Source organism: Fibrisoma limi BUZ 3 (assembly GCF_000296815.2).
In the GTDB taxonomy this organism is placed as follows: domain Bacteria; phylum Bacteroidota; class Bacteroidia; order Cytophagales; family Spirosomataceae; genus Fibrisoma; species Fibrisoma limi.
The window spans coordinates 31732-57575 of sequence record NZ_CAIT01000007.1 but is presented as its reverse complement, the minus strand read 5'-3'; the positions used below and the strand labels follow the sequence as shown (position 1 = coordinate 57575).

28 protein-coding genes are annotated in these 25844 nt (G+C 52.5%); 12 read left to right on the top strand and 16 right to left on the bottom strand.

Features of this window, described 5'->3' with window-relative positions:
• Window positions 1-52: 52 nt before the first annotated feature.
• The 11 genes from BN8_RS16480 to BN8_RS33345 all read right to left on the bottom strand — a co-directional run bounded on the left by BN8_RS16480 (window position 53) and on the right by BN8_RS33345 (window position 5681).
• The gene (locus tag BN8_RS16480) at window positions 53-775 is read right to left on the bottom strand and encodes a hypothetical protein (protein ID WP_009283049.1); all 723 of its coding nucleotides are present in this window, start codon (window positions 773-775) and stop codon (window positions 53-55) included.
• Window positions 776-781: 6 nt separating this feature from the next.
• Window positions 782-1129 (bottom strand): HNH endonuclease signature motif containing protein, encoded by a 348-nt coding sequence (locus BN8_RS16475; RefSeq protein ID WP_009283048.1) that lies wholly within the window; start codon window positions 1127-1129, stop codon window positions 782-784.
• A gap of 242 nt (window positions 1130-1371) precedes the next feature.
• Window positions 1372-1590 carry a hypothetical protein gene (locus BN8_RS16470; protein WP_009283047.1) on the bottom strand — a complete coding sequence of 73 codons (219 nt, stop codon included), beginning with the start codon at window positions 1588-1590 and terminating at the stop codon, window positions 1372-1374.
• Window positions 1587-1724, bottom strand: coding sequence for a hypothetical protein (locus BN8_RS33355; protein ID WP_192579068.1), 138 nt, complete (start codon window positions 1722-1724; stop codon window positions 1587-1589). Before BN8_RS33355 ends, BN8_RS16470 begins: the two co-directional genes overlap by 4 nt.
• Before the next feature lie 248 nt (window positions 1725-1972).
• Window positions 1973-2188, bottom strand: coding sequence for a hypothetical protein (locus BN8_RS33350; RefSeq protein ID WP_040006172.1), 216 nt, complete (start codon window positions 2186-2188; stop codon window positions 1973-1975).
• Window position 2189: 1 nt separating this feature from the next.
• Window positions 2190-2912 carry a hypothetical protein gene (locus BN8_RS16460; RefSeq protein WP_009283044.1) on the bottom strand — a complete coding sequence of 241 codons (723 nt, stop codon included), beginning with the start codon at window positions 2910-2912 and terminating at the stop codon, window positions 2190-2192.
• Complete coding sequence (locus BN8_RS16455) at window positions 2909-3529, bottom strand: OmpH/Skp family outer membrane protein (protein WP_009283043.1); 621 nt, start codon at window positions 3527-3529, stop codon at window positions 2909-2911. The genes BN8_RS16460 and BN8_RS16455 overlap by 4 nt, the downstream gene beginning before the upstream one ends.
• 21 nt (window positions 3530-3550) lie before the next feature.
• Window positions 3551-4444: a hypothetical protein gene (locus BN8_RS16450; RefSeq protein ID WP_009283042.1), complete on the bottom strand. Its 894-nt coding sequence runs from the start codon at window positions 4442-4444 to the stop codon at window positions 3551-3553.
• A 60-nt stretch (window positions 4445-4504) separates the two neighbouring features.
• Window positions 4505-4834, bottom strand: coding sequence for a hypothetical protein (locus tag BN8_RS16445; RefSeq protein ID WP_009283041.1), 330 nt, complete (start codon window positions 4832-4834; stop codon window positions 4505-4507).
• 59 nt (window positions 4835-4893) lie between these two features.
• The gene (locus tag BN8_RS16440; protein WP_009283040.1) at window positions 4894-5481 is read right to left on the bottom strand and encodes a hypothetical protein; all 588 of its coding nucleotides are present in this window, start codon (window positions 5479-5481) and stop codon (window positions 4894-4896) included.
• Window positions 5482-5507: 26 nt separating this feature from the next.
• Window positions 5508-5681: a hypothetical protein gene (locus BN8_RS33345; protein WP_192579067.1), complete on the bottom strand. Its 174-nt coding sequence runs from the start codon at window positions 5679-5681 to the stop codon at window positions 5508-5510.
• Window positions 5682-5826: 145 nt separating this feature from the next.
• Here BN8_RS33345 and BN8_RS16430 point away from each other — a divergent pair, with 145 nt between their 5' ends.
• Both BN8_RS16430 and dacB read left to right on the top strand, forming a co-directional pair.
• Window positions 5827-6132, top strand: coding sequence for a helix-turn-helix domain-containing protein (locus tag BN8_RS16430; protein ID WP_040006171.1), 306 nt, complete (start codon window positions 5827-5829; stop codon window positions 6130-6132).
• A 156-nt stretch (window positions 6133-6288) separates the two neighbouring features.
• The gene (gene dacB / locus BN8_RS16425) at window positions 6289-7833 is read left to right on the top strand and encodes a D-alanyl-D-alanine carboxypeptidase/D-alanyl-D-alanine endopeptidase (protein WP_229368092.1); all 1545 of its coding nucleotides are present in this window, start codon (window positions 6289-6291) and stop codon (window positions 7831-7833) included.
• 118 nt (window positions 7834-7951) lie between these two features.
• Here the strand turns inward: dacB and BN8_RS16420 are convergent, their stop codons facing one another.
• The 3 genes from BN8_RS16420 to hslV all read right to left on the bottom strand — a co-directional run bounded on the left by BN8_RS16420 (window position 7952) and on the right by hslV (window position 10492).
• On the bottom strand, window positions 7952-8416 hold the full coding sequence (locus BN8_RS16420) for a response regulator (protein ID WP_009283036.1): 465 nt from the start codon (window positions 8414-8416) through the stop codon (window positions 7952-7954).
• Window positions 8370-9854, bottom strand: coding sequence for a sensor histidine kinase (locus tag BN8_RS16415; RefSeq protein WP_009283035.1), 1485 nt, complete (start codon window positions 9852-9854; stop codon window positions 8370-8372). Before BN8_RS16415 ends, BN8_RS16420 begins: the two co-directional genes overlap by 47 nt.
• 98 nt (window positions 9855-9952) lie before the next feature.
• Window positions 9953-10492 (bottom strand): ATP-dependent protease subunit HslV, encoded by a 540-nt coding sequence (hslV, locus tag BN8_RS16410; protein WP_009283034.1) that lies wholly within the window; start codon window positions 10490-10492, stop codon window positions 9953-9955.
• Window positions 10493-10614: 122 nt separating this feature from the next.
• On the opposite strand from hslV, the gene BN8_RS16405 reads away from it, so the two are divergent.
• Complete coding sequence (locus tag BN8_RS16405) at window positions 10615-11694, top strand: SMP-30/gluconolactonase/LRE family protein (protein WP_144051757.1); 1080 nt, start codon at window positions 10615-10617, stop codon at window positions 11692-11694.
• Between the two features lie 6 nt (window positions 11695-11700).
• On the opposite strand, the gene BN8_RS16400 is transcribed toward BN8_RS16405, so the two are convergent.
• Window positions 11701-12180, bottom strand: a complete 480-nt coding sequence (locus tag BN8_RS16400) for an Lrp/AsnC ligand binding domain-containing protein (protein WP_009283032.1) — start codon at window positions 12178-12180, stop codon at window positions 11701-11703.
• Between the two features lie 550 nt (window positions 12181-12730).
• Between BN8_RS16400 and BN8_RS16395 the strand changes: the two genes are divergently transcribed.
• Together BN8_RS16395 and lepA are read left to right on the top strand one after the other, a co-directional pair.
• Complete coding sequence (locus BN8_RS16395; protein ID WP_009283031.1) at window positions 12731-13084, top strand: hypothetical protein; 354 nt, start codon at window positions 12731-12733, stop codon at window positions 13082-13084.
• A gap of 222 nt (window positions 13085-13306) precedes the next feature.
• Window positions 13307-15094 carry a translation elongation factor 4 gene (gene lepA / locus BN8_RS16390; RefSeq protein WP_009283030.1) on the top strand — a complete coding sequence of 596 codons (1788 nt, stop codon included), beginning with the start codon at window positions 13307-13309 and terminating at the stop codon, window positions 15092-15094.
• 114 nt (window positions 15095-15208) lie between these two features.
• Here the strand turns inward: lepA and BN8_RS16385 are convergent, their stop codons facing one another.
• Window positions 15209-18736: a PAS domain S-box protein gene (locus BN8_RS16385; protein ID WP_009283029.1), complete on the bottom strand. Its 3528-nt coding sequence runs from the start codon at window positions 18734-18736 to the stop codon at window positions 15209-15211.
• 297 nt (window positions 18737-19033) lie between these two features.
• Between BN8_RS16385 and BN8_RS16380 the strand changes: the two genes are divergently transcribed.
• From BN8_RS16380 to BN8_RS16350, 7 genes are all read left to right on the top strand, one after another.
• A complete protein-coding gene (locus tag BN8_RS16380) occupies window positions 19034-19948 on the top strand; it encodes a pirin family protein (protein WP_009283028.1) in 915 nt (304 codons plus the stop codon).
• Between the two features lie 39 nt (window positions 19949-19987).
• Entirely contained in the window at window positions 19988-20392 is a 405-nt protein-coding gene (locus tag BN8_RS16375; RefSeq protein WP_009283027.1) for an OsmC family protein, read from the top strand.
• 95 nt (window positions 20393-20487) lie between these two features.
• Window positions 20488-21489, top strand: coding sequence for a bestrophin family protein (locus BN8_RS16370; RefSeq protein ID WP_009283026.1), 1002 nt, complete (start codon window positions 20488-20490; stop codon window positions 21487-21489).
• Window positions 21490-21541: 52 nt separating this feature from the next.
• Window positions 21542-22300, top strand: coding sequence for an OmpA family protein (locus tag BN8_RS16365; protein WP_040006169.1), 759 nt, complete (start codon window positions 21542-21544; stop codon window positions 22298-22300).
• Window positions 22297-23079, top strand: coding sequence for an oxygenase MpaB family protein (locus tag BN8_RS16360; protein ID WP_009283024.1), 783 nt, complete (start codon window positions 22297-22299; stop codon window positions 23077-23079). The genes BN8_RS16365 and BN8_RS16360 overlap by 4 nt, the downstream gene beginning before the upstream one ends.
• A 150-nt stretch (window positions 23080-23229) precedes the next feature.
• Window positions 23230-24606, top strand: a complete 1377-nt coding sequence (locus tag BN8_RS16355) for an L-serine ammonia-lyase (RefSeq protein WP_009283023.1) — start codon at window positions 23230-23232, stop codon at window positions 24604-24606.
• A 157-nt stretch (window positions 24607-24763) separates the two neighbouring features.
• Complete coding sequence (locus BN8_RS16350) at window positions 24764-25840, top strand: AI-2E family transporter (protein WP_009283022.1); 1077 nt, start codon at window positions 24764-24766, stop codon at window positions 25838-25840.
• The last annotated feature ends 4 nt before the right edge of the window (window positions 25841-25844 follow it).

The window sequence follows — 25844 nt, the reverse complement described above, 5'->3', positions numbered from 1 at the left end:
TTTGACACCGGTTTTTTTTGGTGCAACAGTGCGGTCGCAAGAGGGCGCGTCGTTAGGATTCGATACCCCCCTCCCCCTGGTCGTGCTTTCGGGGTTTCTGGGGGTACTGGCGGGGTTGTTCTGACACCTCATCGTATACCATACCGGGCTTATCATGGACTACGTGAGCAGCACCGTCCTTAAAGTAGATGTTCTCAGTAACGGGGGGCGTCTGTTCCTTTCTTATACGAGACTTGGTAAACTGGATAAGGTCTAAGGCTTCCTGACGCGAACGAAAGACTAGTCCCATGAACGGAAAAATAGTATATCTGCCTTTGTAGGTGTCGTCTTCGTTAAGTTCAGCGAACCAATAGGTTGTTACCGTCTCGATTGTTTCGCCATCTGAGCCAAAGCGCATACGTTTGGTGGCGATCTGTGCAATCTCAACGTATACAATCTCTTGACTAAGCCCTTCACCACGAATGATAAATACCTTCTGACCAACCTCTATTTGGGGTTCTTCAGCGGGAACACTCTGCAAGGCGGCTTCTTTGGTGTCGTAAAGATTAACGAAGCCTTTGAAGTTAGCTGTAGTCAATCCATTCCTCTTTCCGGATACGGCGCCAAATGGCTGGTCAATACGTACATCGGTTATCGATCCCAGATACTCACCTTTGGGCGTGATAATGTGCAAGACACCGTTTTCGATGTAGGCCTTTAAGGCTTTATCGGTGTGCAGGGCTTTCAGGTGTTCACCTTTCGAGTAGTCGGGTTTGGGGGGGCTTACTGACTCCATGATTAATTACGATTTACGGTGGCTTTCTTTAGCACTCTTACGCTGGTGGCATTTCAGGCATAACGGTTGCAGGTTGCCAATGTCCCAGGGGTCACCACCTTCGTTGATGGGTACGATGTGGTCAGCGCAATACGTAGGGGTTAACCGGCCTGTTTGCTTACACTGCCGACAGAGAGGGTTTTTATCACGAAATGACTTGGAGAGCTTTTTCCAGCGCGATGAACCGTAGATTTCCCGGTGCGGGTTTTCGCGGCCCTGATTGGGATTGGACTGCTGCTGAGCAGACAACGCAGCACGAATAGCGGCCTGCTGAGCCGATGGCTTGGGCCTGCTGGGGCGATTGATGGTGGCCACGAAATAGAGGGATTACGGTGGGTACCCGGATGACCGGTAACGTATGTACAAGTATAGATGTTCTCTATGTAAAATACAAATACATAGATTCGATAAACCGTTACGATAGGAGGGGCTTTAAAACAAGAAAACCCGCCAGCAATGCCAGCGGGTTTGTCCACAATCGTAACTTTATTCTGATTAGACTTACTCAATAAATATCTTCGGTTCGATCAGGATCGGAATCAGTCGTAAAATCAAGGTCATTTCTCCACTTGGCGTTTTTGATAAATCTGTTCCAGCAGCCGGGTCATGGCCAGTACGCGCTGCTGATCACTAACGCCGTACTCACCCAGTTGCAGGGTTTCCTGCAGAACGGTATACACATCCTCAACCAGTAGGGCAGGTTTGGTCTGAAACGTACCGGCAGGGTGTTCGATGGGTTGACCGGCATCGTTAAACGGGATACGGTAGGTTTTCATTTTATGCGGTTACTACTGCGGAGCTGATCCATTACTTTCTCGTAAAGAACGTAGAGGGCAAATGCTGGAGCGATCAGGCCACACAGGTATTGATCGAGTGTGGCGTTTTGGAAGAGGATAGTGGTTTCTGTCATGCTTTTTTTTGCAATCAAATCACCTTCAATTAACGAAGAACCCTAGTGCCATCGGTCCTAGGGTTAGTTAAAACGATTGTACACCACGTGTTCGATTGCCTTCACTAACACATAGCTCACGAATATACTAAGCAGCTAGTCTTGATCGGTAATTATTTCGTAAACGATGCAGATTACAAAAGCCACCAGGATCAGGCCGCCCAAGAGCTGATCAGCCGTGGCGTTTTTGAAGTACGTAATGATCTCGTTCATTCGTATTCTGTTACGTTAAGATCAACTTGCTTAATGCCTCCGCCTAAATGGATGTGAAAGGTTCGGTTAACAACTTGAAACTGCCGTCCTTCGTAGTACAAAACATCATGCTTTTGCGGAATACCGACGTAAGAGTTACAAGAAAGATGATCTAAATATATCTTGCCGTTGCCTTTTTGCAGAACGTAGACCAATGTTTCGGGTGGTTTCATTTTAGAATAAGGATAGTTGAGGAGCAAGCCCAGCCGCTAGAACGGCTTTCTCGTGATCACCGGGCCAATCGAGCATAAATCCGGCTCCATTCCTGAGAACGATGTTCGGCGAGTGCGTACCGGCCAGAACGCCCTTCTCGTCAAAATTGAAGTACTCAACGCTCTTTTGTCGCTTCCAGTAGCGCATAAACTCAACGACCTTAACCGGATCTACTTTCGGCCGTTCGTCTGGCTCTGGCTCGGTTATTGGCGCGTCAGGCTTTAGATCCTCATGCCCCTCCACAAGCGGGTGATTATGGGGCTTACCGTTGACATCCCGGCCGATCACTGTAGAACGCAGTACGTTACCTTCCAGCGTGACCTCAAACCAAACCAGTACTTCGGTGTGCTTGCCGGTTCGGCAGTTGCAGAAGTACACCAGCCGGATTTCGTTCGACCAGTAGGCCTTGAAGTTCCTGGTTGCTTCCAGTCGGGTAAAGCGGGCCGATAGTCGGGCATTGGGGCTATCAGGCCGTGAATTCATCCGGCAGGGTAAGGGCGTGGTCACCCAGCCTAAATCCATCGTGATGATGGCTGGTCGGCTGTAATCCTCAAACTTGATGGTGCCAGTCAGTAAACCCAGCTCAGGGGTGATTACCTGCATCGTATCGCCGTCCGTATAGGGGTGATCGTCGATGTCGAACGAGCGAACCGGCTTTGGTTCAATGGGTGGGAGCGTACTCATGCGCGTATCGTCGTTACAGGTTCCTTAAAAAAGCGGATACCGGGCACCGACGCATCGGGACCACAGACGCGGCTCACGGCTCCCGAATTGAGCATCTTGAAATCATCAGGCACCTTCGAAAAGTCTTCTACCTCATAATTCCAGCGCATCTGCACCCCTTTGGGTCTAGCTACTACCGGCACGGCGGGGGCCAGCCAGTCGGCTTCACCAGTCTGCTGAATCTGCTGCTGGGTGGCCTGCTGCTGCATCGCTTCAGCCTGCTGACGGAGCCGGATCTGTTCGCGGTTATACTGTTCAACGGCAGCCACAAACGGCGCCATCGCATCCTGAATAGGCTTTTGGAATTTCCGCTGCGCGTTCATCCATTTCTGTTTCAGCGCGTCCAGTTCGCTGGTGATCTTTTTTCGCTCCGACTCGATCAGATTGATCAGCTGCTTGCCCTCAACCATGTGTTTGAGTAGCCGCGCCTGATCGTCGGGGGTGTTGCACTCGGGTGATAGTTTATCCAGCGTCGCAACGTAGTCGTCAATCGAAGCCTGTAAGAGTTCACGGCCGAGGTCGGTATTTAGCGAAAGACCGGTTTCTTGCGCCTGGGTAGTTTGATTCGTGTCGCTCATGGGATTGCGAGTAAAAGCCCGTCACATGGGATTGATTTTGTTGCTATGGAGACGTTCCCCTACGAAGTTTTCACGCAGGTAGAAAGGCAGGTTGTTGACGATCTGGCAGTAATTCAGATAGCCTACGCTTTTGCAGATGTAGGCTTCATGTACCGAATTGATATGGGACACGATCCTGACCAGCGACGCATGAAACGAACGTACATCAACCTCATCGGTAGCCCCAAACGTCCGTTCCAGATCCCGATTAACCGATGAGATACGGAGCCGCTTCATGACGTCGTAATAAGTCGTGTAACCGATGTGACGCGAGAGCTCCTTGTACTGATTGGCACTGAACCGGGTCAGTATCTCACCGGTAGCCGGACGGCGTAAGGCGGTTTTGGGATTGGCTTGCAGCGCTTCCTTAGCTCGCTTGAACTGACGAGTGCGGGTTGAATGAAGCAGGTCGGCCACTTGTTTTTCGTCAGCAGAATCCGATAAACGGCAAACCCTATACGTGTCTCCAAATCCATACGCATAGAAACCAAGCGATTCGGGATAGAACCCATTGACAACGTAGTTCGCCAGACGCTTACCAATCAGCTCTTCATTGCTGAGCCATAGCCCCTGCACAGCCAGAAACGCCCGGGCTGTAAAGTGGATACTATAATACGCCTGGGGGAATGTCCAGTGCAGCGAACTTTGCAAATACTGTTCATCATTGACGATGGGCGTTATACGCAAAGCATATTCAGCACTCCACCCATTGAGTAGCAACTTCGATACGGGGTTCAGATCGTCCTGCTGACAGGCGGCAAAGTGCCGAAACCGGTACAGGTCGGCCAGACTACCCAAATCGTTTTTACGTAGAATATGCGCATCAAGACCGTAGAAGCTATCCAGAAACGTGGAGGTTGGTGCAGCGGAGGTCATTGGAAGATGGGTGAGTTATGCCCGCTACTGATTCTGGTAGCGGGCGGGTTGGGTTAGTTTTTAAGCAGCAGAGGTAGCTTCTTTTGCAGACAATCGTTGCAGACGGTCAATCTCAGCCGCAATCAACGACCCAGCTACCGCCAACTGATCGATTCGGCTTTTCTTCTGGATATTGATGAACCACGGATCAATTTCTTTCCAGGGCCAAACCGAAAAGGCTGTTTCACCTGATCCAACCCAAATGTCGACGTGTGTATCCATCAGTAAAACCGCCACCGCTGCCGTAGCTAGTTGTGACTGATCCTGTTGATCGTCATGCTCAGGTGTCCACTCGTGTTTTGTGGTGTGTTCTTCTCGCTCTTTGGCGATTAATTCAATTCCAGTTTTCATCCTAAAAGGTTGATTAAAGCCCGCTACCTATTCCAGTAGCGGGCAGGTGTGAAAGATTATTAAGCAGCCTGCTGCAATTCGGCTGGCTTTGGCAAATTCAAGCCAAAAGCGAAGTTTTCAGCTATTAGCGTATGGACTGCACTGGGCGAAAGCGTATCAGCTCGATAAACCGGATGGTATTTGGCATACTCTTTCAATTCAGCAACAACCGCAGGGTCAGCTGGCGCATACTCAAACTTGGCCAGGTACCACGTTCCTTTTGGGGTTACCTTTTCGTTGGTATGCTTCTCCGAAGTGACTGTTAACACTACGTCAGCTAAGGTCAAATCATCGTAAAACAGCGGTTCAATTAGGTTAAATAGCTCATTGACGCTGTTATTGTTGAACATAATGGTGGATAAGGCTCCCGTTTCATCCACAAAGAACAGTTCGGCCCATTGCTCAAAACGTTCTCGACCAAAAAGGTTATCCTCAAAGATTCGCCATGTTATTGGCTGGATACTCAAAGAGGTGCCCATGTCTTTGGTTCCATTCAGATTGAAGCGGCCGGTTTGCCCATTAAACCGGTACTGTTTAGGGCGACCCGGCGCCAAGCACTTGATGTTCCAGGTAATATCCCCGGTCAATTCGTCTACGTTGCGATACATATAAAAGGAGGTTTAACGATTAAACATTACAAAGCATACTGAGCGGCTGCCTGCTGGGGCGTGAGTGAACGAACCGAATAGTCCATGTAGGCATACGCCCGAAACAAACGGTCAAAGCACCCCGCAGTGAAAGCTGGGTTAACCTTGACGACCTCAGCTTTGAGTTGCTTGAACCAAGTTCTGAAAGATGATGTATTCATGGCCTGATTAGTTTTAAATTGATCGATAATCAAAACTATAACGTTTTGATTAGATTTGCAAATCGTTTTGATTAAATTCCTAATCTTTTTGTGAGATTGTTTAATCTATTTGATTAGATAGCTAATCATTACGTACTATTGTAGTATGGAACACGATACGATCAATAAGCGACTCGACACTGCCATCAGGGCGGCTGGCTGGTCAATCAAGGCAATGGCTGAGGCCTGCGAGATGCCTCCAGGCACATTCTACAACATCATCAATGGGGAGCGTAAACCAAGTTATTCCACCATCGAAAAGGTCTGTCTGGTTGAAAGCCGTATTTCAGCGGAGTACTTACTACGGGCGGAAGGTGACCCTTTGCGCTCAATCGGTGATGAATCAGGTGACCGCAAGGCACTACGTAAAGTGTATGAAATTTCGGGCGAACAACTGGCTAAACATCCGTAATTATCGACTATGTTTTACTATTGTTTTTATTTTTCACATAAAAATACTATACAATAGACTGATTTATAGACAATTATAGGTTTATTTTTAGTCTTTTTGCAAACTTACGAAATGAAGCCCGAATCGCCTAACTACCGTTTAGTTCACTTTATGCCCATGTTCACGTTCCGTTGGCTCTGTGTCAGTCTGTTTCTGAGCTGGACGGTCATGTCTGCGTCGGCCCAGGACCTGCCGCCCGTTCAGCCGGGTACCATCGATACCGTAGCGACTCAACGCCTGCTGGCTACTGTCGAAGCTTTTCAATCTGGACCGGCCGCCCGCTTTGGCACCGTAGCGCTGTCGGTTCGGCGTGCCCGCGATGGACAGGAATTGATTGGCTACAACGCCCGCCTAAGTTTACCCTCGGCCTCGACGCTGAAACTGATTACGACCGGCACCGCCCTGGTGGTGCTGGGTAGTACGTATACGTACACAACTACGCTCGAATACGACGGCACGATCAAAGACAGTGTGCTGACGGGCAATCTGTACATTCGGGGTTCGGGTGATCCATCGCTGGGTAGCTGGCGATACACGGGCTATCCAGACCTGGCTACGGTACAGACCATCTGGTCAGATGCGGTCCGAAAGGCGGGGATTCGGCAGGTACAGGGCTCCGTTGTGGGCGATGCCTCGCTGTACGGTGACCTGACCACGCCCGATACGTGGCCATATGGCGATCTGGGTAATTATTACGGAGCCAGCCTGAGCGCGCTTAACATCAATGAAAACCTGTACCGCGTATTTTTCAAACCCGGTCGAACAATCGGGGCAGCGGCCGGTGTGCTGCGCACGGACCCAGCCCTGCCGTACATGACGTTTATGAACAGCGTTACAACCGATGCGGCCGGAACCGGCGATCAGGTGAACATCTACGGTGCCCCGTTTGCCACGCAGCAATGGCTGACGGGGCAGGTACCACTCAGCACATCAGCGCGGAACAGCGAATTCAGTGTCAAGGGGGCGTTGCCTGATCCGGCCTATTTTGCCGCCTTTGCCCTGCGTGACCAATTACAGCGTGATGGGGTAGCCGTGTCGGGGCCGGTAGCGTCGATAGGAGGGGGGCTGCCCGCTACGGTACCAGTCGTGGGGGCTAAGCGAACGGTACTGCATCAGCAGAAATCGCCGGCGCTGCTCGAACTGGCGCAGCAAACCAATTTTCAGAGTATCAACCTCTACGCCGAAGCGCTGCTCCGTACAACGGCCGTGTCGCTCGACAAAACGGTTCGGTCGACGGATGCGTCCATAAAGGTGATCACGGAGTTCTGGGGTAAAAAAGGAGTGAACCTGGACGGCTTTCGTATCAAGGACGGCAGCGGATTATCGACAGTCGGCGGACTGACAGCCGACAATATGACCGGAATTCTGAGCGCCATGAGCCGCGAATCGGTGTTTCCGCAGTTTTACGGTACCATCCCCGTGGTCGGCGAAACCGGTACCGTTCGATCACTGGCCCGCGGAACAGCGGCTGCCGGGAACATCAGAGCCAAAAGTGGTTCGATTGAAGGGGTGCGGGCCTATGCCGGGTATTTCACGGCAGCCGACGGCGAATTGATGACGTTTGCCGTACTGGTCAATAAATATACGACTGGACAGAATCGGGCCGTAACGGCGCAGTTGGAGAAGATAATGGCCGGGCTGGTCGGCCTGACGGGGAAGTGATAGAGGGGAGGGGTACGGTGGCTGGAATTCGGTTTACGGTTTTTGGTGGCCGACGTTCCGGCAATTCGTGCTGGCCTCTGCCACTGAAAACCGTAAACCGAATTCTGTCTCCTCTTTACTATCCTTCTACTTCGTGCTCGCAGATAGTGACTACGTTGAACCAGTACTGACCGATGGCTTTGGTCACTTCGCTAAGTCGCTGGAACGTTGAGGGCTTGGTAATGAAACTATTCGCTCCGTTGTAGTACGATGTTTCGATGTCGTCTTTAGCATCGGAGGTCGTTAGTACCACCACCGGGATGTGGCGCAGCTGATCACTGGCTTTGATCTCGCGCAGGGCTTCGCGGCCGTCTTTTCGGGGCATGTTCAGATCCAGCAGGATCAACTCCGGCAGGTTATGACTGGCATTGGCGTAGCGACCAGTAAAACACAGAAACTCCATAAGCTCTTCGCCGTCCTCTACGAACGACATCTTACTGACTGGAAAGTGCTGGTGAAACGCTTCACGAGTGAGGTACCGGTCGTCCTCATCATCATCAGCCAGCAAAATATGAATAGGTTTCGCCTGAAGTTGATTGCTCATAGTCTAAAGTCGACTGCTGTTCGGGAAGAACCACCACGAAAACCGAGCCCTGATCCGGTTGGCTGCGGGCGGTGATGTGGCCATGATGATGAACCACAATCCGTTTGCAGATAGCCAAACCAATGCCGGTGCCTTCAAAGACAGTTTTGCCGTGCAGTCGCTGAAAAACCTTAAAAATATGGTCTAAATATTTTTCGTCAAAGCCAATGCCGTTGTCTTCGACGGTAATTTCTACGTAACTCTTCTGCGGAACTAATTCAGGATACAGGCTGCCATCGATTATCTGCGCGCGTATCCTGATCATCGGCCGAACCCCCGGCCGCGTGAACTTAAGTGCGTTTGACACCAGGTTCGTAAACAGATGGTCCATCTGAACCGGTATCGCTTCAATAGCCGGCAGCCGATCTACAGATACGTCGACGTCCATTCCCTTAATCCGCAATTCCTGATCGTCCAGAACCCGCTGCACAATGTCGCCCAGACGTACCATCCGAAAGCCCGTTCGTTCGTTCGACACCCGCGAAAAGTTGAGCAGGTCTTTGATTAAGCGGGACATCCGTTCAGCCGAATGCGTAATCTTACGCATGAACATCTGGCTGTCGGTGTCGAGGAGTGTTCGATAACGTTCGGTGATCAGGTCCGCAAACGACTGAATCTTACGGAGTGGTTCCTGCAGGTCGTGCGATGCCACGAAGGCGAAACGTTCCAGTTCTTCGTTCGACACTTCCAACTGCCGGATTTTCTCCCGCAGTTCCTGTTCATACGACCGGAGCTGGTCTTCCGTACGTTGCCGTTGGTCCAATTCGTTTTCCAGCACGGTGTAGGACATGATCAAACTGATGAACGTCAGCACCGACAGGGCAAAAATAATCAACAGCGTATTTCGATACGACCGGGCCGACTGAGCCATTCGTTCTTTCATCAGCGCCTGCTCGGTTTCCATCATCGTGGCGACGGCCCGTCGGATCTGATCCATTTTCACTTTTCCCAGCCGCAGGTAAATAGGCCGCACACGCGAATCCATATTGCCGGCTTCCCGAAGCAAACGGTTGGCATACACCATTTTTTCTTCGATCATCCAGGCGAGACTATCGGCCCGCTGCTGCTGCAAAGGGTTGTCGGCCAAGCTTTTTCGAAGCGTTTGTATACGTTTGGGCAACGAGATGAGGGCCGCTTTGTAGGGTTCCAGGAACGACCTGTCATCACTGAGCATATACCCTCGTACGCTGGTTTCGAGGTCCTTAACCGTCGAGAGAATATCTTCCAACTGCCCCATCGTCTGATACGTTCGCCGGACTTCAGTGCTATCTTCACCATTGCGGGTATAGCTGTAGAAAGACATCAGGAAGCCCACCGCAATCATCACCAAGGCTACCGCAAATCCCAACGCAATGCGTCGGTTCGTGGTGCGAGGCAGTAATTGACGGATGAAATTCATAACGCGACGTATATAAACGTAGCAAATATAAATAAAAGCGGTTGGTTTTGGGATTAAACCAGGGTATGCGAACAGAGGCCCCTGGTTTCAAGCCAATGTTACAACGTCTCGACGGTCAGATTATGATTGGTGTAGATGCAGATATCGGCAGCAATGTGCAGGCTTTCACGCACCATCTCCTCTGCCGACAGATTCGCTGCGTGTTTTTTTAACGCGACAGCCGCTGATTGCGCGTACATACTGCCCGAGCCAATAGCGGCAATGTCGTTATCGGGTTCCAGTACGTCGCCGGTACCTGAAATAACGAGCAGATCGTCTTTAGTCGCCACGATCAGCATCGCTTCGAGCCGACGGAGGTAGCGGTCGGTGCGCCAGTCTTTAGCCAGTTCGATGGCTGCCCGCTTCAGGTTACCACCGTAGCTGTTGAGTTTTTCTTCAAACCGTTCAATGAGGGTGAAGGCATCGGCCGTTGAGCCGGCAAAACCCGCCAGTACTTTCCCACCCATCAGGGTGCGAACCTTGCGTACATTGCTTTTGGCGACTGTATTGCCCATGGTTGCCTGCCCATCGGCTCCGAGGGAAACCTGTCCGTTGTGTCGGATGCCAACAACGGTAGTAGCGTGAATCTTAGGTTGCATGAATCGAATTACGTTGGCTTATATAACAAGGTGCTCCGAAATTTTGTCCACAATGTTGTAAAAAAATGGTCAACAAAACCGGCTCATGAGGGTTCTTCTTCTGTAAGATGACATTTTTCATCATGAAAAAGGGCCTTTTTACGCTGCTGATCGGGTGCGTTGCCATAACGGTTCTCCTGGCTCAGTCGGGCGGTCGGGTGCTCGAAAAAGTTCACTCGTTCGGGCGCTATCAGCCGGTTGGGCTGGCCATTTCGAAGTCTGGCCGGATGTTCGTAAGCTTCCCGCACTGGACCGATCAGTACCAGTACGGGCTGGTTGAAATGACGAAAGACGGGCAGCGCCGACCGTATCCGGATGCCGACTGGAACCGATGGGATACAACGGCTCCACAGCAGCATTTCATCAGCTTACAGGCCCTGTTCATTGACGACGATGATATTTTGTGGGCGCTCGACCCGGCCAATCCAAATCTGGGTAAACCGAAACCCGCCGGGGTTAAACTTCTTCGTATTGACCTCCGCACGAATCAGGTTACCCGCGTGTATCGGTTCAACGACCTGCCATTGAATCAGGCCGGGCTGAACGACGTTCAGGTGGATGCGCGTCGGCAGGTTGCCTACCTTTCAGACCCGAGCCGGGCGTGCCTTGTTGTACTTGATCTGAAAACCGGGAAGAGCCGTAGCCTGCTTCAGAAGCACGCGTCTACTACCGCCGACCCGAACGTAGTGATGACGATCGACGGCAAGGAGGTTCGCGATCGGTCCGGCAAGCCCTTTTCCAGCAACGTGAATGGTATTGCGCTGACGCCAGACTTTAGGTATCTCTACTACCGGCCCATCACAAAAAAACGGCTATACCGTATCCAGACTCGCTTCCTGACAGATTCGACTCTGGCACCCGAACAGGTCGCGGCTGGTGTGGAGGACCTGGGCGACGCCGGGTTTTCGCACGGGATGATCGCCGACCGGGCCGGCAACGTATACATGGGCGATTCGCCGGCCAAAACCATTCGTCGTTATACTCCGGCTGGAAAATTTGAAACCGTCGTGACCGACGAGCGGCTGCGCTGGCCTGATAGCTACGCGGTCAGCGCAGATGGATACCTGTACGTAACAGTCGCTCAGTACGAGCGGTTACCGAAGTTCAACGAAGGTCAGGATAAAGTGGAGTATCCGTTCTGGCTGTACCGGGTGAAGCTATAACGCAAATTACTCCTTCAGTTCCCCGAACGGAATCGGTCGGTTTACGCTCTCTTCCAGCGAAATGATGGTTTCGGTGCGCTGAATGCCCTGCACTTTCTGGATTTTGTCGTGCAGCACTTCGCGCAGGTGCTGGGTATCGCGGCAGACAATCTTGGCGAAAATGCTGTAAACACCTGTGGTATAATGGATATTGACCACCTCCGGAATTTTCATCAGTTCAACCGCTACTTCCTCGTACAGGGAGCTTTTATCGAGGTATATTCCCAGGAAGGCACTAATATCCCAGCCAAGTTTGGTGTAGTCAATAACCAGTTGGGAGCCCTTTACAATACCCATCTGCTCCATTTTTTTCATCCGGACGTGTACCGTACCCCCCGATACAAAGATACGCTTACCAATTTCGGTGTAAGGCATGTTGGCGTCCTGCATCAGTAAGGTTAAGATTTTCAGATCGACATTATCAATTTCTAAATTTTTCTCCGACATAGTTACGTGGTTTTTGAGAAGTGTCAACAATGATAGTCATTTTTTATGGTTTTTCTAAATTTTTAGAAATTTTCATAAAAAATTTGCAATAGATAGGGCGTTTATATTAACTTTGCAATGTCAAGTTAAACGAACGAGGTCATACGGCGGATAATTTGGCGAAGTTTTCTCACACTGTAGGGTGTCGAAATTGGCAGACGTGCCCTCCTGTCTCGGGGGTGGTGATAACGGGATAAACGCAGCATAATGCCGCTCTTCGGAGCGACTGGGGTTGACCACCAGATGTTGTACTGTGGCTAACTGCACCGTGGGTGGTTCGAGTCCCCCTCCTACAGCCAGATTTGTTCGATTAATTCGAATAAAAACGCGAAATTTGGTTTTTAGTTTGTTGATGAAGTGTAATTAGACACGCCGGCTCCGCGATGAGACCGGCGTTGTTTGTTTTACAGGCTGTCTGTGCCAGGTGCCATTCGCTCAGATCGACTCCTATGGCTGGCCTTTCTCTTCCGCTGGTGGTTAATAAAAGAACAGACGCTAAATAAACACGGATATGAAAGCAGGCATAATGATAGGAGCGATCGCGGTGTCTATGGGGGCGCTTTCTGTTCAGGCTCAGTCAATGACGGGTGGGCAGAGTGGCGGCTCAACGGCTTCAACGGGAGCCGGTTACTATAGCGGACAGACCGTAAATACCCCAACGAGCAATGTGAACAGCATGACCGTAACGGCGGTCGGGTCGGGGATGCTGGGCATTGTGCCCGGCGACAGTACCCGCCAGTCTGAACTGACAAGCTCGGGCTCACCACGTGGGGTCGACAAGGCCACGCGTAAAGAGAATCGAATGCGCCGAAAGCAGTCGGCCAACCGGTCGGAGGGTGCTAAAAGCCAGCCACCTCGTCGATAAACGAATCCAGAAGCAGATCAGAAACCGCGGTATACCTGGTATGTCGCGGTTTTTTGTTGAATGTTGGTCTGGCTCATCCAAAGGATCGGCCAAAAAAGCTGTTGAACCTAAATCGTCATTCGCAGTATAGCAACGGACATTTTTGTCTAATTTTGTGTTTTATGAATGTACACCTATAGCAACTACGTTATGGATAGTACGTTATAAACCGTAATTAGCTACGTGAAACATATCCGGAATTTCTGCATCATCGCCCACATTGACCACGGCAAAAGTACGCTGGCCGACCGGCTTCTCGAATTTACCAAGACCGTCGGAGCGCGCGATATGCAGGCGCAATTGCTGGACGATATGGATCTGGAGCGGGAGCGGGGCATCACCATCAAGAGCCACGCCATCCAGATGAATTATACGTATCAAGGCGAAACTTACACGCTCAACCTGATCGATACGCCGGGCCACGTTGACTTCTCCTATGAAGTGTCGCGGTCGATTGCCGCCTGCGAAGGCGCGTTGCTGCTGGTCGATGCCTCGCAGGGGATTGAAGCGCAGACGATCTCGAACCTGTACCTGGCGATGAACAACGACCTCGTTATCATCCCTGTCCTGAACAAGATTGACCTGCCGGGTGCCATGCCGGAGGAGGTGAAGGACGAAATGGTGGACCTGCTCGGCTGCGAACGCGACGAAATCATTCCGGCGAGTGGCAAGGAAGGAATCGGCGTTCCCGAAATTCTGGCGGCTATCGTCGAGCGTATTCCGGCTCCGAAAGGTGATCCCAACGGGCCGCTGCAAGCCCTGATTTTCGATTCGGTCTTTAATTCGTATCGGGGTATTGAGGTTATTTTCCGGAACGTGAACGGCCGTATCCGCAAGGGCGACCGCGTTAAGTTCATGGCGACCGGCAAAGAATACTTCGCCGACGAAATCGGTACGCTCCGGCTTGACAAAGAACCGAAGGATGTAATCGAGTGTGGCGACGTAGGATACCTGATTTCCGGCATCAAAGTGGCTAAGGAAGTGAAGGTGGGGGATACCATCACGCACATTGAGCAACCGGCGAGCTCGCCGATTCAGGGTTTTGAGGAAGTAAAACCGATGGTGTTTGCCGGTATTTATCCGGTGGATACCAGTGAGTTTGAAGACCTGCGCGAAGCCATGGAAAAACTCCAGCTCAACGACGCGGCCCTGGTGTGGGAACCTGAAACGTCGGCGGCCCTTGGCTTCGGTTTCCGGTGCGGCTTCCTCGGGATGCTGCACATGGAGATTGTGCAGGAGCGTCTGGAGCGCGAGTTTGACATGACCGTGATCACGACCGTGCCGTCGGTGCGGTTTGAAGTGATTACGACCAGGGGCGAAACGCTGATTGTGTCGGCGCCGGCCGATATGCCTGATCCCAGCTCGATTGACTGGATTGAAGAGCCGTTCATTAAAGCGCAGATCATCAGTAAGGCTGAATACGTTGGTGCCATTATGGGCCTTTGTATGGAAAAGCGGAGTATCCTGAAGAACCAGGTGTACCTGACCGCCGACCGGGTGGAGCTTCAGTTTGAGATGCCGCTGGCCGAGGTCGTGTTCGACTTCTTCGACAAGCTGAAAACTATCTCGCGTGGGTACGCGTCGCTCGACTACGAGTTCATGGGCAACCGCGAATCGAACATGGTGAAGCTGGATATCATGCTCAACGGCGACCGGGTCGATGCGCTGTCGGCGATCGTGCACCGCGACAAAGCATACGAGTGGGGTAAAAAACTTTGCGAAAAGCTGCGCGAGCTGCTGCCACGTCAGCAGTTCGAGATTGCCATTCAGGCGGCCATCGGTCAGAAGATCATCGCCCGCGAAACGGTGAAAGCCCTGCGCAAGGACGTATTGGCCAAGTGTTACGGTGGTGATATTTCGCGGAAACGGAAACTGCTCGAAAAGCAGAAAAAAGGGAAGAAGCGGATGCGCCAGGTCGGCAACGTCGAGATTCCGCAGGAAGCCTTCATGGCCGTGCTGAAGATTAATTAAGGCACGGGATGTTGTTTCTAAATAGAAAGGCCCGACAGTTTATCCTGTCGGGCCTTTCTATTTAGTGTAAGTTAGGTTATTAGCGAGTTCAGCGAGCTTGCTTTTGTGACAACGTTACTGCTGCCGGGGAAGAATCAGGGTGAAAACGGTTCCCTGATCAAGGGCCGACCGAACGGTGATTTTACCCTTGTGATTCTCTACAATCTTCTTGCAGATCGACAGGCCGATGCCGTTACCCGAGTAGAGGTTTTTATCGTTCAGTCGCTGAAAGGCAACAAACACCTTTTCCGCAAATTCCTGCCGGAAACCGATCCCGTTGTCGATAACATGAATACTGAAATACGTATCGTCGCCGGGAAGCTGAAGGGCGCGTTTTTCGTCGGACGTCAATTCGGCTGCGATGATCTGAATCAGGGCAGGTACGTCTGTCCGGCTGAATTTCAACGCGTTGTTGACGAGGTTATAGAAGAGTTGCTTCAACTGGAATGGAATACCCTGTAGGATTGGCAGCCGGTTGGTCCGTAGCACCGCATTTTTCTCCTGAATCAGCAGTTCGTTGTCGTCCTCGATGTCCCGAATCACCTCATTGAGGTCAACGTCTTCAAAAACCCTCTCCGGATTTGCCAGGATAGAATAATTCAGCAGGTCGGTCAGCAAGCCCGACATACGATTTGCCGACTGCTTGATTTTTTCCAGATGGCCGACCAGCGAAGTGTCCGACAGCGTAGCCTCCTGCTGGGCTAATCCGGCAAAAAGCTGAATTTTTCGCAGGGGTTCTTTCAGGTCATGACTGGAAACGAAGGTAAACTGCTGAAGCTCTTCGTTGAGTCGTTCCAGTTCGGCGGTACGTTCTTTGACGCGACGTTCCAGTTCAGCTTCCATGGTTTTCCGCTCGGTAATATCCCGGCTGATGGTTGCCATTACGGCGGGTTCGCCCTTGCTGTCGTGGATGATGAACACGCTGTAGATAACCCAGATTGGCTGATTGGTTTTGAAATGGCGGAACCGTATCTCTACCTCGCCATGTCCATCCCGCTTCACCATCGGATAGAAATGATCGTTCAGGTAGGCGTGGTCTTCCGGAAAGAAACAGTCCCAGGGGCTGGCTTCCAGTACGTTTCCTTCGATCCCCAACATATCGACTCCCGCTTTGTTAACGAAAAGCGTTTTCATCTGCATATCGCACATGCCAATGAAATCGCGGCTGTAGTGCGAGATCGACAGAAATTTTTCCCGCTCCTCGTCGGCCAGTTTCTGATGCGTAATATCCTGTACGATGCCGATGATTTTAACGGGCTGGTTCTCCTCGTTGAAATAGTACTGCCCGAAAATCTGTAGCCAGTTCTGGGTGCCGTCGCGTCGGATAATCCGGCAGTCGTAGGTGAGAAGACCCGTTTGGAGGGCCTTTTCGTGCGCTGCTTTCCGCAGAGGCAGGTCATCCGGATGAACCCGGGAGATGTATTCAGCATGTTCAGCCGTTTCATCGGCGTCGAAGAGATCGAGGAAACGGGGCGACGATATAACTTTCTGCGTTAGGATATCGACTTCGTACGTTCCCAGTTTGGCAGACTCTACGGCCAGGCGGGCCCGGTCGGCAGCTTCTTTGATCAGACGCCGGGACGTGACCTGCTGGGTAATGTCGATGGCAACGACCAGAATACTATGCGTGTTGCCGTCTTCATTGAGTAGCGGTTCATAAACGAAATTGATAAACAAGGTTTCCGGCTTGTTATTTCGAACAAGGATAACTTCCTGTTCATACCCAAAATAAGGCGTTCCGGTCTGCTTTACTTGTTTCAGCAAATCATCGAACCCCTGTTCCCTAGCTTCCGGTAATAAATCCCAGATGGGTCGGTATAAATACCCGTCCAGCGATTTACCCACAAGTTCCATGTACTGATCATTGGCCAGTTCGATCCGGAAGTCATCGCCCGTAAGCAGGCAGATCCCAATAGGAGCCTGCATGATCAGGTTCCGGAAATTCTTTTCGCTCTCTTCCAGCCGCCGTTTGGTCTTCACCTGCTCCGTTACGTCGATGGCCATGTTCAGGATGCCGTAGACGTTGCCTTCCGTATCCCGCAGCGGTTTGTAGCTGAAATTAAAATAGAACGTTTGCAATAGGCCATCGACTACCAGATCGGCCCGGTCTTCGGTTGCCTGATACATGTTTCCGCTGGTATACACCTGATCCAGCAGCCCATGAAACGGTTGCCCTTCGAGTTCCGGTAACGCTTCCCGTACGGTTTTTTCGATGACCGATTTGTCTTTGCCCCATAGCTTTATCATAGCGTCGTTGGCCCACTGAATCTTCATCTCACGACCAACGTAGATAGCCGTGGCTACGGGGGCTTCCTGCACCAGGTTTCGGAAGCGCTTTTCGCTTTCTTCCAAATCCTTGCGGGCGGCCAGCTCGGGACGAAGATCCCGGAATGTCACAGCCCGGGAAATGACCTTGCCGGTGATTGTATCGTACACCAGCGCGTAGTTGCCGTAGCAGGGAATTTCTTCGGCTGTTTGACTATGCCTGACGGAGACAACACCCGACCAATGCCCGCTTTTTTCGAGGGCGGGTACGATTACATGTTGATCTACCTGAAACTGCTCGGCCGAATAAAAATCTCTAATCACGATGCCGTTCAGGTCCTGTTCGACTGCCAGGCCAACCAGCGACCGCCCCGCCGTATTCATGTAGGTAATGCGCCCGTCGATCGTCACCATTGCCATGAAGTCTTTGGCATTTTCGACAAGCTGCTGGAGTTTTTCCTTGCGCCTTCTGGAAAGCTCTTCTGTGGTTATGTCCTGATTGGTTCCGGCGAACCGAATGGGTTTCCCTGCCCGATCAAAATACGCTTTACCTTTTGACTTGATGAATCGTAATTCGCCCGTGATCGGGTGAACAATAGAGTACGTGATGTCATAGTGGCCACCCGACGATGGATGCAGAGCCCGTTGTACGGCGTCCTGTACGGCTAACTGATCGGGAGGAGTTATAATCTCGTCCAGAGCTGCCTGCAGACTGTTATTATCAACCTGCGACAGCCCCAGAATTTCTTTTGTTTTCTCATTACAGCTAAACAGAAGTGTCGCCGGGTTCAGGTCCCAGGTGCCCAGGTCGCAGGCTTCCAGTGAGTAATGAAGCTGGTCGAGGGAGTCATTGGTCAACACCTGCGGTGTGGTTTCGGTCAGGGCGATAACTACCCCACAAACGGAGCCGGTTTCTTTGACGCGGCTGAACGAAAGCGTCCAGTAGGCGGATTGTAACAGACCCCCTCTCTCGATTGGGATGAGGACATTGTCGAGCCGGCCGGCGCTACGGCCGTTCAGGATGGCATCCAACTCTGACTTTACGGTAGTCCAGAGGGCCGGCCAGACGATCGCTGCATCCGGATGCAGGTTTGGGGTATCGTCGCCAAAGGCTAGTACAAAGGCATCGTTGAACAGGAATGTATACTCGCTTCCCCAGAATAGACACACAGGATAATCGGCATCCAATAACGTATCAACCGTAGTCAGTAAACTACGGGGCCATTCCTGGAGCGGACCGAGGGGAGTCACAGACCAGTCGAACGTCTGGATCTGCTGAGCCATGCCCTGGTCGTTCTCAAGGTATGGTAAAGAATGCTCTGTGTCAGATGGGTACATTAGACAAGTACAATCGCGTTCATAATAACAATTGACGAAAAAATTTGGCTGAGTAAATTTAACTTTTTTACTTGAATCTCCCCGTTTCCTCACAATTAAAAGCTGATTATCAGTTTGTATTCATTATTGAATACACAAGCCAAGAAAGGGCTTTCCGAATGACGATCAAGCCTATACGTACTTTTATAGCGCCTAAAAATAAGACAAAACAGGCTGGTTGATTAAGGCAGCGCGCCGAGCATTGATGTGTGCGTCGGGGTAGCAACTCGGTAAATTACTGGTACATTCACGGGTATTATGCTGGATATTGTCATCGAAGCTCGTCAGGCGGCCATTGGGCCAGGTATGCAGGTGCGCCGGATTCTTCCGTTTCGGCTGCGCCGGATGGTCGGTCCGTTTATCTTTATGGATCACGCAGGACCAGTAGCTATACAACCGCAGGCTGCTCATGATATGGACGTACTGCCGCATCCACACATTGGTCTGTCGACCGTCAGTTATCTGTTTGGCGGGCAGGTCACGCACCGCGACAGCCTGGGCGTGGAGCAGATTATCCGGCCGGGTGAAGTGAACTGGATGACGGCCGGTCGGGGTATTGCCCATTCGGAGCGGTTTGAAGAGCCGGCCGCCCTCGCTGGTGGTACGCTGGAAATGATTCAGACCTGGGTGGCCTTGCCGGAAAAAGAGGAAGAAGCCATGCCTTCGTTTACGAACTACACCGCCGACCAGTTGCCCATCTTCACCGAAACCGGCGTATGGATGCGGTTGATCGCGGGCGATGCGTTCGGGTTGCGGAACGGGGTGAAAACGCACTCGCCTATGTTTTACCTGCACGTGGTTCTGGAACAGGGCGCACGGTTCGGACTACCGAAGGAACATGCCGAACGTGCCATCTACGTAGCCAAGGGCAGCATTGAGGTAGCCGGTCGGACCTACACCGTCGGTCAAATGCTGGTCTTTACCAGAGGCATCGACCCGATGCTGGTGGCCAAAGAGCCGGCTACGTTGATGTTGCTGGGTGGCGAACCGCTGGGCGAACGCTTCATCTGGTGGAATTTTGTCTCGTCCCGGAAAGAGCGGATCGAGCAGGCCAAAGCCGACTGGAAAGAAGGCCGAATCCTGCTGCCTCCTTCCGACAATCAGGAGTTTGTGCCGCTTCCGGAGGATCATTCCCGACCAGCCGGGAGCCCACCGCCCCAGGCGCTTTCGTGACCAGTTGTTTAGTAATCACTGCAAATCAGACAATCCGGTATGAACATTACCGCCACCATCCGAAACAGCCGCCAGGACAACGACATCGTGGTTGAAACCCAGGGAAATCAGAAGACAATACCCATCCCCGGCAAACCGGCCGGTGGAGGGTCATCCGTAAATGGTGGCGAGCTACTGTTTCTGGCGCTGGCTACCTGTTTCTGTAACGACATCTACCGGGAAGCCGCCCGACGGAACGTGACCATCGAATCCGTAGCGGTAACGGTTACGGGTGAGTTTGGTGGTGAAGGCGACCCGGCCTCGAACATTAGCTACCAGGTGCAGATCGACTCCGACAGCCCGGATAGCGAGATTCAGGACCTGATTCGCCACGTCGATACGGTAGCCGAAATCCATAATACACTCCGAAAGGGCGTACGTGTATCGCTGCGGGATGCTGCGTAGATGGAAGACGTATCGTATTGATAACGTGAGTGCAATAGGCGGACTGTCGGTCATTTGATATATTTCGGCACCATCAGCCATTACGTTATCCTTTTATGCACGCCGGTAAACGCTACACCTTCACTGAATTTGTATTCTGGACCCGCCGGGATATTTATAAACTGGCTCTTTTGTCGATCGTCCCGACGGTTTTGTATCACCTGTTCGGCTTCACGTTCCTGGCCTTGCCCTGGGTTCCGGTGGCCATGCTGGGTACGGCCGTGGCCTTCATTGTCGGCTTTAAAAACAACGCCAATTACAACCGGCTCTGGGAAGGGCGGCAGATCTACGGTGGTATCATCAACAACAGCCGGGCGTTTGGGGTGATGGTCCGCGATTTTCTGGCGGCCGGGCAGACCGACGATGTTCGGCAGTTGTTTTACCGGCATTTTGCCTGGCTGACTGCCCTACGGTATCAATTGCGCGAACCACGTACCTGGGAGAACACCAACGAAGTCAACAACATTGAGTACCAGCGTCTGTATACCATTCCCGAACGGGAAGAAAAACTCGACGTAGTGTTGAAAAACTACCTGTCGGACGACGAACACACCTACGTACTGACCAAGAAAAACCGGGCTACGCAACTGATGGCGCTGCAATCGAAGCACGTTAACGAACTACGGGGCGACTTGAACGACTTTCAGTTGATGCAGCTACAAACGGCCATCACCAATTTTTACGACCTGCAGGGGCGGGCCGAGCGAATCAAGAACTTTCCGTATCCGCGTAACTTCTCATCCATCTCGTCTATCCTGCTGTACCTGTTCATTGTGCTGGTGCCGTTCGGCTTGCTGAAGGAGTTCAACGCGATGGGGCAGGGGACGTTTCTGGAAGGATACACGGTCTGGTTCAACATTCCGTTTGCTACGTTACTGAACTGGGTTTTCGTTTCGCTCGACCGGGTAGGCGACAGCAGCGCCAATCCGTTTGAAGGTGGAGCCAACGACGTACCGATCAGCAACATCTCCCGCACGATTGAAATCGACATGCGCGACATGCTGGACGAAACCAACCTGCCGGCTCCCATCACGGCGCAGAATAATATCCTCATGTAAAGAACGGCACTTTTTTTGTAGTTTATTTGGCACAAACTACCCGAACTGTACCGTGCGCTCCGTATTGATACTTGCCTTTTTGTTCTGCCTATCGTGGTCCTGTAGCCTGGCTCAGTCGCTGCCTAAAAAACCGATAAAAACGGTGTTTTCCATCAAGGCCGTTGACGATAAAACATCGGCCGAACTGCCGGCGCAGTTTCGTATTGATGCTCAGACAGCCAGGAAGCGGTATGCAGGCCAGAGCCAGCCCGGGAAGCCGTACGTGTTTGTGCTCGAACGTACGGACACGCTGAATGTCATAGCCACTACGAAAGGTTACTACGAAACCGAGGAGGTGATGGTCGTTTCCTGCGACACCTGCGCCGACTACGAATACGTCGTTCGGCTGGAGAAAGCCGAGCCGGCTCCGGTTGTGGTCGAGAAAAAAGAACCGAAGCCGGATACCGTATTCCGGAATCTTCAGGTCAATCAGGCGTTTCGGCTCGACAACGTTTATTTCGACCAGAGCAGCTACATACTGCGGCCGGAGTCGTACCCACAACTGGACAAACTGGTTAAAACCTTGGTTACTACGCCTAAGCTGGTGGTTGAAATCGCGGGCCATACCGATAATGTAGGCGACCGGCGACTGAACCAACTTTTGTCGGAAAATCGTGCAAAAGTGATTACCAACTACTTAATTCGTAGCGGGATCGCTGAAAACCGACTCCAGCACCGCGGTTATGGCGATTCACGCCCGGCGGCCCCAAATGATTCAGAAGAAAACAAGAAAAAGAATCGAAGGGTTGAATTCGTTGTTCTAGCAATATGAGCTATCCAGTTGTTTCGAAGTCGGCAGCACCGTTTGTGCAGCCCGATTCTATCGTTCGCCGTATCTGGGGCGACGCTGACGTCATATTGCTGGTTTTTGCCGGTTCGGCGGCTGAGTTCGCGTTAAACCGCGCCGTCGACTGGTTGTTTTTTACGGGTAAGTTGCCCGCCGATCCGATTGCCCGCCTGTTCTCGACGGTGCGCTACGCCCAGGAGATTGTGTTTGCGCCCGGACCCAAAGCCCGCCAGGCCATCAGCCGCATGGGCAGCATTCACAAAGGCGTAGAGCAGAAGCGTGGCTACCAGATTCCCGATTGGGCCTACCGTGATGTGCTCTACATGCTGATCGATTATTCCGTGCGAGCCTACGAACGCCTGCACCGACCGCTGACCTCGGCTGAAAAAGACGAAGTGTTCAGTACGTTTCGGGAAGTAGGGGCGGGGATGCACGTTCCCGATCTACCAACTACGTATGCCGACTGGCAGGCTGACCGGCAGATTCACCTCAACCGCGACCTGGTCCGTAGTGAGTACACCGACCGGCTGTTTCGGCGCTACCGCGAACAACTCGGCAGCTGGCGGTACGATCTGCTCCGGCAGGCCCAGGCGTTGCTGGTACCCGAGCAGGTCAGCCAATTACTCGACTTGCCGAAGAAGCCACTACTGACCTACTCCATGGGGCTATACAAGGTGTTTAACGCCGTTGGCTTACGCTCGGTGGTGCAACGAATTCTGCTACCCACCGCCTATCTGGACCAGATTCGGGCGCTGGATCAGTAATGGTGTTTGTGTAGTTGTGGTGGTGTCAGGTTCCGAACCTAACACCACCACAACTACACAAACACAGCCGCCCGGGTAAGATTAAGTTTCGACCCTGATCAGAGCTGCGCGGGGGGCGTAAACTCTCAACCTTTTGCACTTCCATCGACAATGACAACAACACCCATTACGACCTCAGTTTTCGACCTGTTCAAGGTCGGGCCGGGGCCGTCGAGCTCGCATACCATCGGTCCCATGAAGGCCGCTTTTGATTTCCGGCAGCGGATTAATGCCCTGCCAACCGAACAGCAGCAACGGGCCGATGCTATTCATATTCACCTCTACGGATCGCTCAGCGCCACGGGCAAGGGCCATGGCACCGACCGCGCTATTGTGGCCGGACTCCTCGGCTGGCAACCCGAAACCACGGACCCGGATGCCCTGCTGGCGTTATTGAAAGACCCGGCCGTTCAGTACGACGTAGTGGTCGGTGAACGAACGCTGGGCGTCGGACCACAGCACATTCATTTCGAGAAGAAGCGCTACGAGTCAGCCTACGCTAATACGATGGTGCTCCGGCTCACGGCCGGTGAGGACGTAGTGCTGGAAGAGGAATATTACTCCATCGGGGGCGGGTTCATTCTGCGGAAGGGTGAGCCGGAAACCGCACCGGTGACTACGCCACCACCGTATCCGTACGGTACCATGAACGAACTGAAGGCGCTGCTGACCGCCCATAAACTGACGCTCGATGAATTGATCCTGCGCAACGAAATCGCCCTGACGGGGCGGTCGCGGTCGGAGGTGAACCAGCGGATTGATCAGATTCTGGAGTTCATGCACAAGGCGGTCCGGCGCGGGTTGCGGCACAAAGGCGAACTGCCCGGCTCCATCCGCCTACGCCGAAAAGCGCCGGTGCTGTATCAGCAGGCGAAAGGGCTCGCTCACTCATCGGACAGCTTCCTGATTTTTCTGAACGCCTACTGTCTGGCTGCGTCGGAAGAGAACGCGGCCGGGGGCATCGTTGTGACGGCTCCAACCTCCGGTGCGTCGGGGGTGATTCCGGGGCTGACGTTCCTGGCCCGGCACCATTTCCACTACGACCGCTCCACGCTCCGGGCGGGTATGCTGGCGGCAGCGGCCATTGGGTTTCTGGTGAAGCACAATGCCAGTATTTCGGGGGCGGAGATGGGCTGCATGGGAGAGATCGGAACGGCCTCGGCGATGGGCGCGGCTTTCCTGGCGCAGTGTGCCGGCAAACCGATCGAAGCCATCGAAGCAGCCGCCGAAATCGGCATTGAACATCACCTGGGCATGACCTGCGACCCCATCGGTGGCTACGTGCAGATTCCCTGTATTGAACGTAACGCTATGGGAGCTGTCAAGGCGTATAACGCGTTTCTACTGGCTACGTCGGGGGCGGCTTCGATGCAGAAAATTTCGCTTGACTCGGTCATTAAGGTCATGAAAGCCACCGGCCGGGATATGTCTACGAAATACAAAGAGACCTCGGAAGCGGGCCTGGCCCTGAGCGCGACGGAGTGCTGAGCAAGGAGTTGATTGAACGGATTCGGGCGAATGGGGACGGGTGAATTCTGTTGAGTCAAGTAGTTTGTAATAAGTGGGTTATCATTCATACGATCAACTTTTTTAAACTTATTGACGAATTACTTATTTACAGTAAGGAAAATTACTTATTCGCTCAATGGCAAACATATATACCCCCCGTCAGCAACGCTTACTGCTGATCACGAGTCTGGTCATCATCGCCGGATTCATCGTGGCGGGGCTACGCGGCTATGCAACCGCGTTTCTAGGAGCCGGGATTCTGTACGTCGTGTTCCGGCCGTGGTTTACGGCGCTGGCCATCAAACGGCGCTGGAATCGGTCGCTGGTTACAACCCTGATCATCATTTTCTCGACGGTGGTCATCATCATGCCGTTTCTGACGCTGAGTCTGCTGCTGATTGGCCGGATACAGTACTACAGCCAGAACGTCGACGATATTCTCAACCTGATTCATAAAGGCGAAGAACTGACGGGTTTTAAGGTCACCAGTCCGCAGAATGTGCGTCAGATTTTGCAGCAGGGAGCCACCTACGCCAGCCGACTACTGCCCTCCATCGCGGGCGGAGCGCTGGACTTCATCGTCATCATCGGGTTAATGTTCTTCACGCTGTACTTCATGTTCGTGCAGCAGGAGAGTTTTCAGAAGGGACTTCAGAAGTATCTGCCGTTCAAACGGGATACGCAGAAAGAACTGGGCGAATCGCTCAAAAACAACGTCAACGCGAACGTACTGGGGCAGGCGCTGGTCTCGCTGGTGCAGGGTGTCCTGACCGGTATTACGCTGTGGATTTTTGGTGTTCCGGATGCGCCATTCTGGGGCGTCGTGGCCTTCTTCATGGCCTTTATTCCCGTGCTGGGTACGCCGTTGGTGTGGGGGCCGGCCGGACTTATCAAGCTCTCGCAGGGCGACACCGGCCAGGGCGTTGGTATTCTGATCGTCGGCATCATAGTGATTATCAACATCGATAACCTGCTCCGGATCATGCTGGCCAAACGCATGGGCGATATTCACCCGCTCGTTACGTTGACAGGTATCGTGCTGGGCGTCCCTATCTTCGGCATTCTGGGTCTGGTTATCGGTCCGCTGCTGTTGTCGTACTTCATCGTGCTGATGAACGTATTCGAGCGCGAGAACCGTCAGCTACGGGCCGAAGCGGTGCAGGATGAGGTCAAGGTGGAAAAGAAAGCCGAAAACGCCGAAACTGGAACGTAGCCGC

Excerpts from the sequence above, each read along its gene's own strand:
- BN8_RS16460 (WP_009283044.1), bottom strand. The coding sequence starts at position 2,912 with ATGAGTACGCTCCCACCCATTGAACCAAAGCCGGTTCGCTCGTTCGAC.
- BN8_RS16455 (WP_009283043.1), bottom strand. The coding sequence starts at position 3,529 with ATGAGCGACACGAATCAAACTACCCAGGCGCAAGAAACCGGTCTTTCG.
- BN8_RS16370 (WP_009283026.1), top strand. The coding sequence starts at position 20,488 with ATGCACGCCGGTAAACGCTACACCTTCACTGAATTTGTATTCTGGACC.
- BN8_RS16440 (WP_009283040.1), bottom strand. The coding sequence starts at position 5,481 with ATGTATCGCAACGTAGACGAATTGACCGGGGATATTACCTGGAACATC.
- BN8_RS16450 (WP_009283042.1), bottom strand. The coding sequence starts at position 4,444 with ATGACCTCCGCTGCACCAACCTCCACGTTTCTGGATAGCTTCTACGGT.
- BN8_RS16470 (WP_009283047.1), bottom strand. The coding sequence starts at position 1,590 with ATGAAAACCTACCGTATCCCGTTTAACGATGCCGGTCAACCCATCGAA.
- BN8_RS33350 (WP_040006172.1), bottom strand. The coding sequence starts at position 2,188 with ATGAAACCACCCGAAACATTGGTCTACGTTCTGCAAAAAGGCAACGGC.
- BN8_RS16350 (WP_009283022.1), top strand. The coding sequence starts at position 24,764 with ATGGCAAACATATATACCCCCCGTCAGCAACGCTTACTGCTGATCACG.
- BN8_RS16385 (WP_009283029.1), bottom strand. The coding sequence starts at position 18,736 with ATGTACCCATCTGACACAGAGCATTCTTTACCATACCTTGAGAACGAC.
- BN8_RS16445 (WP_009283041.1), bottom strand. The coding sequence starts at position 4,834 with ATGAAAACTGGAATTGAATTAATCGCCAAAGAGCGAGAAGAACACACC.
- BN8_RS16400 (WP_009283032.1), bottom strand. The coding sequence starts at position 12,180 with ATGTCGGAGAAAAATTTAGAAATTGATAATGTCGATCTGAAAATCTTA.
- BN8_RS33345 (WP_192579067.1), bottom strand. The coding sequence starts at position 5,681 with ATGAATACATCATCTTTCAGAACTTGGTTCAAGCAACTCAAAGCTGAG.
- BN8_RS16480 (WP_009283049.1), bottom strand. The coding sequence starts at position 775 with ATGGAGTCAGTAAGCCCCCCCAAACCCGACTACTCGAAAGGTGAACAC.
- BN8_RS16405 (WP_144051757.1), top strand. The coding sequence starts at position 10,615 with ATGAAAAAGGGCCTTTTTACGCTGCTGATCGGGTGCGTTGCCATAACG.
- BN8_RS16380 (WP_009283028.1), top strand. The coding sequence starts at position 19,034 with ATGCTGGATATTGTCATCGAAGCTCGTCAGGCGGCCATTGGGCCAGGT.
- BN8_RS16395 (WP_009283031.1), top strand. The coding sequence starts at position 12,731 with ATGAAAGCAGGCATAATGATAGGAGCGATCGCGGTGTCTATGGGGGCG.
- BN8_RS16430 (WP_040006171.1), top strand. The coding sequence starts at position 5,827 with ATGGAACACGATACGATCAATAAGCGACTCGACACTGCCATCAGGGCG.
- BN8_RS33355 (WP_192579068.1), bottom strand. The coding sequence starts at position 1,724 with ATGACAGAAACCACTATCCTCTTCCAAAACGCCACACTCGATCAATAC.
- hslV (WP_009283034.1), bottom strand. The coding sequence starts at position 10,492 with ATGCAACCTAAGATTCACGCTACTACCGTTGTTGGCATCCGACACAAC.
- BN8_RS16415 (WP_009283035.1), bottom strand. The coding sequence starts at position 9,854 with ATGAATTTCATCCGTCAATTACTGCCTCGCACCACGAACCGACGCATT.
- dacB (WP_229368092.1), top strand. The coding sequence starts at position 6,289 with ATGTTCACGTTCCGTTGGCTCTGTGTCAGTCTGTTTCTGAGCTGGACG.
- BN8_RS16355 (WP_009283023.1), top strand. The coding sequence starts at position 23,230 with ATGACAACAACACCCATTACGACCTCAGTTTTCGACCTGTTCAAGGTC.
- BN8_RS16375 (WP_009283027.1), top strand. The coding sequence starts at position 19,988 with ATGAACATTACCGCCACCATCCGAAACAGCCGCCAGGACAACGACATC.
- BN8_RS16360 (WP_009283024.1), top strand. The coding sequence starts at position 22,297 with ATGAGCTATCCAGTTGTTTCGAAGTCGGCAGCACCGTTTGTGCAGCCC.
- BN8_RS16420 (WP_009283036.1), bottom strand. The coding sequence starts at position 8,416 with ATGAGCAATCAACTTCAGGCGAAACCTATTCATATTTTGCTGGCTGAT.